Source organism: Microbacterium sp. (assembly GCF_031988965.1).
Taxonomy (GTDB): Bacteria; Actinomycetota; Actinomycetes; order Actinomycetales; family Microbacteriaceae; genus Microbacterium.
Genome location: NZ_DALZXX010000105.1, coordinates 1 through 10,221 on the forward strand (window position 1 = coordinate 1; position 10,221 = coordinate 10,221).

Annotated in this window: 5 protein-coding genes; 4 read left to right on the forward strand and 1 reads right to left on the reverse strand. The window is 68.7% G+C overall.

Annotation, left to right across the window (positions count from 1 at the left end; genetic code table 11):
- The coding region (recQ, locus tag RTM68_RS14100; RefSeq protein WP_396654234.1) for a DNA helicase RecQ at positions 1-1,916 on the forward strand (1,916 nt) is incomplete at its 5' end.
- 45 nt (positions 1,917-1,961) lie between these two features.
- On the opposite strand, the gene RTM68_RS14105 is transcribed toward recQ, so the two are convergent.
- Positions 1,962-3,242 (reverse strand): TetR/AcrR family transcriptional regulator, encoded by a 1,281-nt coding sequence (locus tag RTM68_RS14105; RefSeq protein ID WP_312172002.1) that lies wholly within the window; start codon positions 3,240-3,242, stop codon positions 1,962-1,964.
- Between the two features lie 155 nt (positions 3,243-3,397).
- Here RTM68_RS14105 and RTM68_RS14110 point away from each other — a divergent pair, with 155 nt between their 5' ends.
- From RTM68_RS14110 to RTM68_RS14120, 3 genes are all read left to right on the forward strand, one after another.
- The gene (locus tag RTM68_RS14110; RefSeq protein WP_312172004.1) at positions 3,398-4,696 is read left to right on the forward strand and encodes an MFS transporter; all 1,299 of its coding nucleotides are present in this window, start codon (positions 3,398-3,400) and stop codon (positions 4,694-4,696) included.
- A 2-nt stretch (positions 4,697-4,698) separates the two neighbouring features.
- A complete protein-coding gene (locus tag RTM68_RS14115; protein ID WP_312172011.1) occupies positions 4,699-6,468 on the forward strand; it encodes a glycoside hydrolase family 3 N-terminal domain-containing protein in 1,770 nt (589 codons plus the stop codon).
- 403 nt (positions 6,469-6,871) lie between these two features.
- Positions 6,872-10,221, forward strand: a 3,350-nt coding sequence (locus RTM68_RS14120) for a choice-of-anchor G family protein (protein WP_312172007.1), incomplete at its 3' end; no start/stop codon positions are given.

A 10,221-nucleotide genomic window follows, 5' to 3' on the forward strand; every position in this document is an offset into this window, starting at 1 on the left:
GCGCGGGTTATGAGCCGCCGCTCGACTGGGGCCCTGGGCCCGCGACACCGGTGATTCCGGCGACGACCGCTGCCGCACCGGCAGTGCGGCGCGCAGCACCCGGGCGGTACCCGACCGCCGGCGAGGCGCTGCACACGGTCTTCGGCTACGACGCGTTCCGCGGCGACCAGGCCGCGATCGTCGAGCACGTCATCGGCGGCGGCGATGCCGTGGTCCTCATGCCGACCGGTGGCGGAAAGAGCGTCACCTACCAGGTGCCCGCGCTCGTGCGCGAGGGCACGGGTCTCGTGATCAGCCCGCTCATCGCGCTCATGCACGACCAGGTCGACGCCCTGCGCGCCAACGGTGTGAGCGCGGCGTACCTCAACTCCACGCAGTCGATCGACGAGCGTCGCGAGGTCGAGCGCGCGTACGTCGCCGGCGAGCTCGACCTCATCTACGTCGCACCCGAGCGTCTGTCGTCGCCTCAGACGACGGCCCTGCTGCAGCGCGGAACCCTGAGTGTGATCGCGATCGACGAGGCGCACTGCGTGTCGCAGTGGGGCCACGACTTCCGTCCCGACTACCTCGCTCTCGGCGACCTCGGCGAGCGGTTCCCCGGAGTCCCGCGCATGGCGCTCACGGCGACGGCGACGCGGGCCACGCACAAGGAGCTCACCGAGCGGCTGCGCCTCGACGATGCGAAGCATTACGTCGCGAGCTTCGACCGCCCGAACATCCAGTATCGGATCGTGCCGAAGGTCGACCCGCGCAAGCAGCTGGTCTCGTTCATCCGCGCGCAGCCCGAGGGCTCTGTGGGAATCGTCTATGCGCTGAGCCGCAAGTCCGTCGAGCAGACGGCCACGTATCTCGCGGCGCAGGGATTCGACGCGCTGCCGTACCACGCGGGTCTGTCCGCCGAGGTGAGGGCGGCCAATCAATCGCGGTTCCTGCGTGAGGACGGTGTCGTGATGGTCGCGACGATCGCGTTCGGAATGGGCATCGACAAGCCCGATGTGCGCTTCGTCGCCCACATCGATCTGCCGAAATCCGTCGAGGGCTACTACCAGGAGACGGGGCGTGCGGGTCGTGACGGCGAGCCGTCGATCGCGTGGATGGCCTACGGCCTGGGAGACGTGGTGCAGCAGCGCCGCATGATCGACCAGAGTCCGGGCGATCGCACCTTCAAGATGCGCATGGGGCAGCACCTCGACGCGATGCTCGCCCTGTGCGAGACGGTCGAGTGCCGCAGACAGAACCTGCTGGGATACTTCGGTCAGGACTCGCAGCCGTGCGGCAATTGCGACACCTGTCTCGAGACCACCGAGACCTTCGACGGACTCATTCCCGCGCAGAAGCTGCTCTCGACGATCGTGCGGCTCAAGCGCGAGCGCAATCAGTCGTTCGGTGCCGGACACCTGATCGACATCCTCCGAGGGGCGTCGACCGAGCGCATCCGCCAACAGGGTCACGAGAAGATCGCGACCTACGGCATCGGCGCAGACCTCTCCGATCAGGACTGGCGCAGTGTGGTCAGGCAGCTCCTCGCGCGCGGCATCATCGTGGCGCAGGGCGACTACGGCACGCTCGCGCCGGGGGAGCAGGCCGGCGGAGTGCTGAAGGGCGAGACTCCGGTGCCGCTGCGCAAGGACACGATCGGGCGCCCGGCCTCCTCGCCGCGCGCACGCAAGGCGAGTGCGGCGGATGCGCTGGACGCGGCCGACCGCGGCCTGTTCGAGGCGCTGCGCGCCTGGAGAGCCGAGACGGCGCGGGAGCAGGGCGTTCCGGCGTACATCGTCTTCGGGGATGCCACGCTGCGTGCGCTGGCCGAGCATCGTCCGGCGTCTCTCGGCGATCTCGACGGCATCACCGGCATCGGCGCGAAGAAGCGCGATGCCTATGGTGAGGGCGTGCTCGCGGTCATCGCTGCCGCGTGATGTGGGGGCACGCAGCCGCCGTGCCCCTGCCTGTGGCGACGGCGGTCAGCGCGGAGGGAGCACGTCGTCCAGATGCGACCGCAGGTGCGCGGCGACGTCGACGGCATCGCGGTCGTAGAGCCACTGATACTGCAGCCCATCCCACAGCGCGAGCAGCCAGATCGCCTCGTGCTCGGGGTCGCGATGCTCGGGCAGATCGCCGTCGAGCTGTGCGAGTCGGAACAGTTCGGCGAAGTGATCGATGACTCGACGGAAGCGCTCGGCGAAGTAGGCATGGGCCGGATGCGACGCCGGCACCGCCTCGCACGACAGCACCGCGTAGACCTCGATGAGACCCGGTTCGTCCAGCGCGTTCACGAGGGCGCCCTCGGGGGTCGAGCGCAGCGCATCGACCGCTCGAACGTGCTGGTCGGCGGAGGTGCGCTCCTGGATCGAACGGTCGCGCTCCGAGAGCACGGCGCTGAGCAGCTGCTCCTTCGACGCGTAGTGATGCAGCAAGGTCGACTTCGAGACACCCACCGCCTCGGCGATGTCGCGAAGACTGGTGTCGCCGTATCCCGTGCGTGCGAAGAGCCGCGTGGCGTCGACCAGGATCTGGGCTCGACGACGGCGGCCGACGGCGTAGCCGGGGTCGATCTCGGGCAGGCCGCCGACGGTGGTCTCGGCGAGTGCGGGGAGCGGGCCGGCGGGCTCGTCGGCAGGCGCCGCCTGCGCGGGATCGCGCCAGCCGAGCGGAAGCGCCCAGAGCGCCTCGCGCTCCTCGAGCATCCGGACCACATCGACGCGATCGGGCAGGTACTGCGAGATGAGCTGCAGCCCATCCCAGCCGGCCATGTGCCGCACGGTCTCGGCGTCGACGTCGCGATCCGCGTCGATGGTCCCGTGCAGCGCCGCATCCTCGAGCACCTCCGAGGTCATCGAGCGAAGACGGCAGTAACGGTCGCGCATGCGCTGATGTGCGGGGTGCTCGACGGCGGATGCTTCGCCGGTGAGGGCCGCGAACAGCTCGATGTATCCCGGGGTCACGGAGTTGCGGCGGGCGACGGCGGCGGAGATCAGCTCACCGGGCTCAGCCGCGGCAGCGGTCAGATCGAAGGCTCTCTCGTTGTCGTCCTCGAATCCGGCGACGACCTCGGCGAGCAGCTCGTCCTTCGACGAGAAATGGCCGAGAAGGCCCGGGTGGCTCACGGACGCCGCCGCGGCGATGTCCCGAAGCGACGTCGTGCGGTAGCCGTGCGACACGAAGAGCGTGCGGGCGGCGTCGACGATGCGTGCGCGCGTCGCCGCCGCCTGTGCCTGCCGCGTCGTCGTCGTCGCCATCGTCATCCCGCCACCCCCTCACCGTTCGATCGTGGTCCTCCTCATTCTCGCTCATTACCAGTCGGTCGACATTCAGTTACCAAGCGGTCGAATTTGGGTGTATCGTCGTCTGGACGCCGCTCGCGGAGGATCGGCGCACCCTTGCTCGAAAGGACCCCCTCGTGACAGAGCTGTCATCGGCCGCCGCCGCGGCCGCCATCGGAACGACCGGCTTCAAAGCCCCCGGCACCACACCGGTCAAGACCCCCCGCAGCTACGCCCCGGGCCTCGCGGCCGTGAACTTCGGCGTCTACCTGGCCCTGCTCACCCCGGTCATGGTGTCGATGGCCTTCAAGATCCAGCGGCTCGACCCGGTGAACACCGAGGGCAGCCTCGGACTCGTCATGGGCGTGGGCGCGGCCTTCGCGCTGATCGCCAACCCGCTGGTCGGGCGTCTCTCCGATCGCACGACGTCGAAGTGGGGCATGCGTCGTCCCTGGATCCTCGGCGGTGCGATCGTCGGGCTCGGCGGCTTCGTCATCATCGGCGTGGCCACCTCGGTGCTCGTGGTGCTGCTCGCGTGGTGCCTCGTGCAGGCCTCCATGAACGCGGTGCTCGCCGCAGCCAACGCGACCCTGCCCGATCAGGTCCCGGCGGAGAACCGCGGGAAGGTCTCGGGCATCGTCGGCATCACCATGCCGATCGGCATCCTCGCCGGCAGCTTCATCGTGAACTTCCTGCCCGGTGACTTCGAGCGGTTCGTCGTGCCCGGTGTGATCGCGCTCATCGTCGTCGTCATCTTCGTGCTCACGCTCAAGGACCGCCGCCTCACCGAGAAGCCCGCCACGCGCTTCACCGCGGCCACGTTCTTCGGCTCCTTCGTCTTCAACCCGCGCAAGCACCCGGACTTCGGCTGGACCTGGCTCACCAAGTTCTTCGTCATGTTCGGCTACGCCGGCATCGCCACGTTCCTGCCGCTCTACCTCGTCACCAGGTTCGGCCTCGACGAGCAGGGTGCGGTGAGCACGATCCTGATCTCGAACCTCGCCTCGATGGCCGCCATGGCGATCTCCGCCCCCGTCGGAGGATTCCTCTCCGACAAGATCGGCAAGCGACGCCCCTTCGTCGCGATCGCGGGTCTCATCATGGTCGTCGGCCTCGTGCTGCTGGCCGTCGCCCCGAGCATCGCGATCGTGATCGTCGCCCAGACGATCATCGGTCTCGGCGCCGGCTCGTTCCTCTCGGTCGATCTCGCCCTCGCCACCGAGGTGCTCCCCAACCCCGATGACGTCGCCAAGGACCTCGGCGTGCTGAACATGGCCAACGCGCTGCCGCAGTCGATCGCACCGGCCATCGCGCCGAGCATCATCGCGATCGGCGCCGCCACGCCGCTCGGCGGCTACACCACCTGGTACCTGTTCGGGGCGCTGGTCGCGCTCGCGGGTGCCGTGCTCGTCTACCGCATCAAGGGAGTCAAGTGACCATGGCAGACGTGACGACCGCGCCCACGGCATCCGAGCGACCCTGGCTCGACGCGTCTCTTCCGATCGACGAGCGCGTGCAGCTGCTCCTCGATGAGATGACCGTCGAGGAGAAGGCCGGGCTGTTCTTCCACACGATGATCGCGATCGGCGATCTCGACGAGCAGAACCCGACGTTCGCGACGCCGAGCGCCCGCGACTTCGTCGACGTCAAGAAGATGAACCACTTCAACCTGTTGGGCGCAGCGCCCACGGGTCGCGAGATCGCGGCGTGGCAGAACGATCTTCAGCGGCTCGCCGCCTCCACTCGTCTCGGCATCCCGGTCACACTCTCGACCGATCCGCGGCACTCGTTCAGCGAGAACCCCGGTGCGTCGATCCTGGCGGGACCCTTCTCACAGTGGCCCGAGACGCTGGGCCTCGCGGCGACTCGCGACCCCGAGCTGGTGGAGCGCTTCGCGGATATCGCCCGTCAGGAATATACGGCCGTGGGCCTGCGCGTCGCGCTGCATCCGCAGGTCGATCTGGCCACCGAATCGCGCTGGGCTCGGCAGACGGCGACGTTCGGGGAGGACGCCGAACTGGCGGGCATTCTCGGAGCGGCATATATCCGTGGTTTCCAGGGCGAGTCGTTCGGCGCCGGCTCGGTGTCGACCATGACGAAGCACTTCCCGGGCGGCGGACCGCAGAAGGACGGCGAGGATCCGCACTTCCCGTACGGGCGGGAGCAGGTGTACCCGGGCGGTCAGTTCGAGCTGCACCTCAAGCCGTTCGAGGATGCCATCGCGGCGGGCACCCGCCAGATGATGCCCTACTACGGCATGCCCGTCGGCACGGAGTACGAAGAGGTCGGCTTCGGCTTCAACCGCTCGGTCATCACGGGCCTGCTGCGCGAGCGCTTCGGGTTCGACGGACTCGTGTGCACGGACTGGGGGCTGATCAACGATGCGGAGATCTTCGGCCAGCCCTTCCCTGCGCGGGCATGGGGCGTCGAGGATCTGACGCCGCGCGAGCGGATGCTCAAGGTGCTCGATGCAGGAGCCGACCAGTTCGGCGGTGAGGACTGCCCCGAGATGCTGGTCGAGCTCGTCGCCGACGGCTCGGTCTCGGAGGCGCGCCTCGACGTCTCGGCCCGACGCATCCTGCGCGAGAAGTTCGAGCTCGGGCTCTTCGAGAACCCGTTCGTCGACGAGGATGCGGCAGACGCCGTGGTCGGTCGGGCCGACTTCCGGGCTGCGGGCGATGCGGCGCAGCGGGCATCGATCACCGTGCTGACGAATGACGGCGCCCTGCCGTTCGCGGCGGCGACCAAACTCTACGTCGAGGGCATCGATGCCGAGGTCGCGGCGTCGTATGGGGATCTTGTCGCAACGCCTGCTGAGGCCGACCTCGCCATCATCCGCCTGCATGCTCCCTTCGAGCAGCGCGCGACGACCTTCGAGAACTTCTTCCACGCGGGTTCTCTCGACTTCCCGGCGGATGTCATCGACCATGTCCGCGAGGTCGCCGGTGTCGTGCCCACGGTCGTCGACGTCCTGGCGGATCGCCCACCGATCCTCGAGCCGATGACGGATGCTGCTGCCGCGGTCACGGTCAACTGGGGTGCATCCGGCGCTGCGCTGCTCGATGTGCTCAGCGGTCGGGCGAGCGCCGGAGGTCGGCTGCCGTTCGACCTGCCGCGATCGATGTCCCCAGTCGAGGCATCGCGTCCGGATGTGCCTTTCGACACCGCCGATCCGCTCTTCCGATTCGGCCATGGTCTGACTCTCTAGCGCTGCTCCGGCAGTCGTCTCGGCTGCCTTCTCGAACGCCCCGCAGGTTCACTCCTGCGGGGCGTTCTGCGTGCCGGAACGCGTGTGGGGAACTCCTGTGTGCCGGGCGGACTCGACAGAAGCGCGAAGCGCGACACGCCGACGAGCAAGAGTGAGATGACCCTGAGCATTCTGTTGATTGAACGCCCATTCAGCTCGACGTTAAGTTGATTGAACGCACAGTCAAGTTGCAGAATGTCTCAAAAGGTCTCTGTATGACGGGTGCCCTTAAGACAAAACCTGGACTTTGGCCGTGAAAAACGGCAATACTGTCCCCACATGCGCTCTGTCGATGAAGTCGTCGACACCTGGGGAGGGCCTATGACGCGGATTATCTGCATCACGGGAGAGGCGAATGGGCAACATGGAGGGGAAGACTCTGCGCACGCGCAGAGCCATCGGAGGGGGAATCGCGGGCGCTACGGCAGCCGCGGTCGTCCTCGCGAGTGCATTGATCCCATCGGCGGCGAATGCGCTCGATGCGGCGAATCCGAACGATCCGTCAGTCGCGCAGGGGCAGATCATCCAGCTGCCCGCTCCGCTGCTCGGCGGGTTGGATATCGCGGCGCTCGGGCACACGATCACGAGTAACCCGGCAGCTGCCGGACCCGAGCTGGGCGGCCTCGATGTGTCGCTGCTCCAGACACTGGGCATCCAGGTCGGGGCGGTGAATCTTCCGCTCGTGTCCGATGGCACGAACTCCGGACTTCTGCAGCTCGGCGACCTCGGCGCGGCCCAGAGCTACAGCTCGTCACCCTCCCAGACCCAGTCGACCGCGTCGTCGGGAACGATCACGTCGGGCGGCGCGATCGATGCCGGGGCCATCGACGGCAGCGTCGCCCCCGCGAACCTCGAACTCACCGGACTGCTCTCGCAGCTCGGACTGACCGGCGTGACCGACGGCATCGTCGACCAGGCATCCGTGAGCATCGGCGCACTCGCCTCCACGGCGACGTCCGACCTCGACGTCGTGACGTCCGAGTACCGCATCGCCGACCTGGGTGTCGACCTGCACAGCCAGCTCCTCGACACCCTCGCCGACACCCTCGACACCACGGTCCAGGGTGCGCTCACTCCCGTGAGCAACCTGGTCGGACCAGGCGGTGCGCTGAGCACGCTGCTCGGCACGGTGACGTCGACGCTCGAGGCGCTCAACCTCTCCGCGCTCGGCATCCCCGTGATCGGGGTCGACGCGACCGATTCCGACGTGTCCATCGCCGGGCTCGACGCCGTCGGAGCGAACGTCGCAACCCAGGTCCTCAGCACGCCTCTCGAGAACACGACCGGCTCGGTGCTCGTCGACCTCGAGACCGGCACGATCTCGGTCGACCTCGCCAGGATCCTCGTCGAGACGGGGGCGGGGGCGGATCTGAACAGCCTGCCCGCCAACACGCCCGTGCTCGCCGCATCGACGATCGCGGCGATCCAGCAGGGCGTGACATCCGCACTCACCGGTACGCACCCCAACAGCCTGAACGGCAAGCTGTCGAACATCCTGACCACCACTCTCAACGAGCTCCAGGTCACCCTGCAGGTCGATGTGAACCTCACCGCGGTCCTCCTCGGCACCGTAGCGACGGGTGGAGTGACGGTGCAGGGATCCCTGGCGCAGTTCGCCGGCACGAACCCGGCCCCGCCCACCGTGACCAGTGATCTCGCGCTCGCGGGCCTCAACCTCGGCACGATCCTGACCCCTGTGCTCACCGCCGTCACCGGAGCCATCTCGACGACGACCGGACCTCTCGTCAACACGGCGCTCACCAGCGTCGTCCCGGGTCTGCAGACCACGCTCGCCGGAATCACAGGACCTCTGCTCGGCGCTCTCGACCCGGTTCTCCAGGGTGTGCTCTCCGGTATCGCGACGATCACGATCAACGAGCAGAACGAACCCGGCGACATCGCCGGAGACAGCTTCACGGTCCGCGCTCTCGGCATCAACCTGCTGCCCGCTGTCGGGGGAGGGGTCGAGCTCGATCTCGGTTCCTCGACGGTCAAGGCCGCTGCGGCCGCCGTCGCCGCGGTCGACGCGGCCGACACCGTTCCCGCGGGTACGAACCTTCCCGTGACGGGCTCGGGCTGGCCCGCGAACACCGATGTCTCGATCGCGGTCACGGCTCCCGGCGGCGCAGTCGTCAACGACCCCGTGGTCGTGACGACCGACGGCAGCGGCGCCTTCACCACCGGCTTCTTCATCCCGGCGGCCACGACTCCCGGCACGGGCTACACCGTGACGGCAACGGCCGGCGCGATCACGGCGACCGACACGACGGAGGTCACCGCGGCTGCGACGATCGATGCCGCACCTGCTGTGCAGCAGGGCACGGATCTTGCGGTGACCGGCGCGAACTGGCCGGCCAACACCTCGGTGTCGGTGCAGCTGACCGCTCCCGGCGGTGGCGCCGCGATCGGCGGACCGGTGGCAGCGACGACCGACGGACTCGGCGTCTTCACCCTCGCCTACCCGGTGCCGGCGGGAACTCCCGCAGCCGAGGGCTACCTCGTGACGGCCACTGCCGGCGCGCAGACCGCCACCGACGAGACCGAGGTGACGGCCGCTCCGGTGCCGGTTGTCGATGCGGCCGACACGGTGCAGGCCGGAACTGACCTCGCGATCAGCGGAGACACGTGGCCGGCGAACACCGACGTCACACTGCAGCTGACCGCCCCCGGTACCGGCGAGAACGTCGGCGGGCCGATCACGGCCACGACCGACGGCTCCGGCGCCTTCACGACCACCTACCCCGTTCCCGCATCCGCGGTTCCCGGCACCGGATACGTGGTGACCGCGACGGCCGGTGCGCAGTCGGCGATCGACACGACCGAGGTGACCCCCGCCGTGGCGGTGGATGCTGCGGACACGGCTCAGGCCGGAACCGATCTGCCGATCACGGGTGCGAACTGGCCCGCGAACACCGAGATCACGGTGCAGCTCGCGGCTCCCGGCGGCGCGGCGATCGGTGACCCGCAGACGGTCACGACCGACGGTGCGGGCGCCTTCACGCTGAACTACCCGGTTCCTGCGGGCACCGAGCCGGGCACGGGGTACACCGTGACCGCCACGGACGGAACGCAGACCGCGACCGACACCACCGAGATCACGGCAGCGGCCACGATCGATGCGGCGCCTGCGGTGCAGGCCGGCACCGATCTGGCGGTCACCGGCTCGAACTGGCCGGCGAACACCGTCGTGACGGTGCAGTTGACCGCTCCCGGCGGCGGTGCGATCGGCGGGCCGGAGACGGCGACGACCGAAGGCACCGGCGTCTTCACTCTCGATTACCCGGTTCCCGCAGGTACCCCCGCTGCGACCGGCTACACCGTGACCGCGAACGTCGGTCCGCAGACGGCGACGGACACGACCGAGGTGACGGCTGCGCCGGTGCCGGTCGTGGACGCGGCCGACACCGTCCAGGCAGGAACCGATCTGCCGGTCTCCGGTGACACGTGGCCGGCGAACACCGAGATCACGCTGCAGCTGACGGCTCCCGGAACCGGTGAAGACATCGGCGGTCCCGTGACGGTCACGACCGACGGCACCGGCGCCTTCACGACCGGGTACCCGGTCCCGGCCTCCGCAGTCGTCGGCACCGGATATGTGCTGACGGCCACGGCCGGTGCGCAGTCGGCGATCGACACGACCGAGGTCACGGCAGCCGCATCGGTGGATGCTGCGGACACGGCTCAGGCCGGAACCGATCTGCCGATCACGGGTGC

Excerpts from the sequence above, each read along its gene's own strand:
- RTM68_RS14105 (WP_312172002.1), bottom strand. The coding sequence starts at position 3,242 with ATGACGATGGCGACGACGACGACGCGGCAGGCACAGGCGGCGGCGACG.
- RTM68_RS14115 (WP_312172011.1), top strand. The coding sequence starts at position 4,699 with ATGGCAGACGTGACGACCGCGCCCACGGCATCCGAGCGACCCTGGCTC.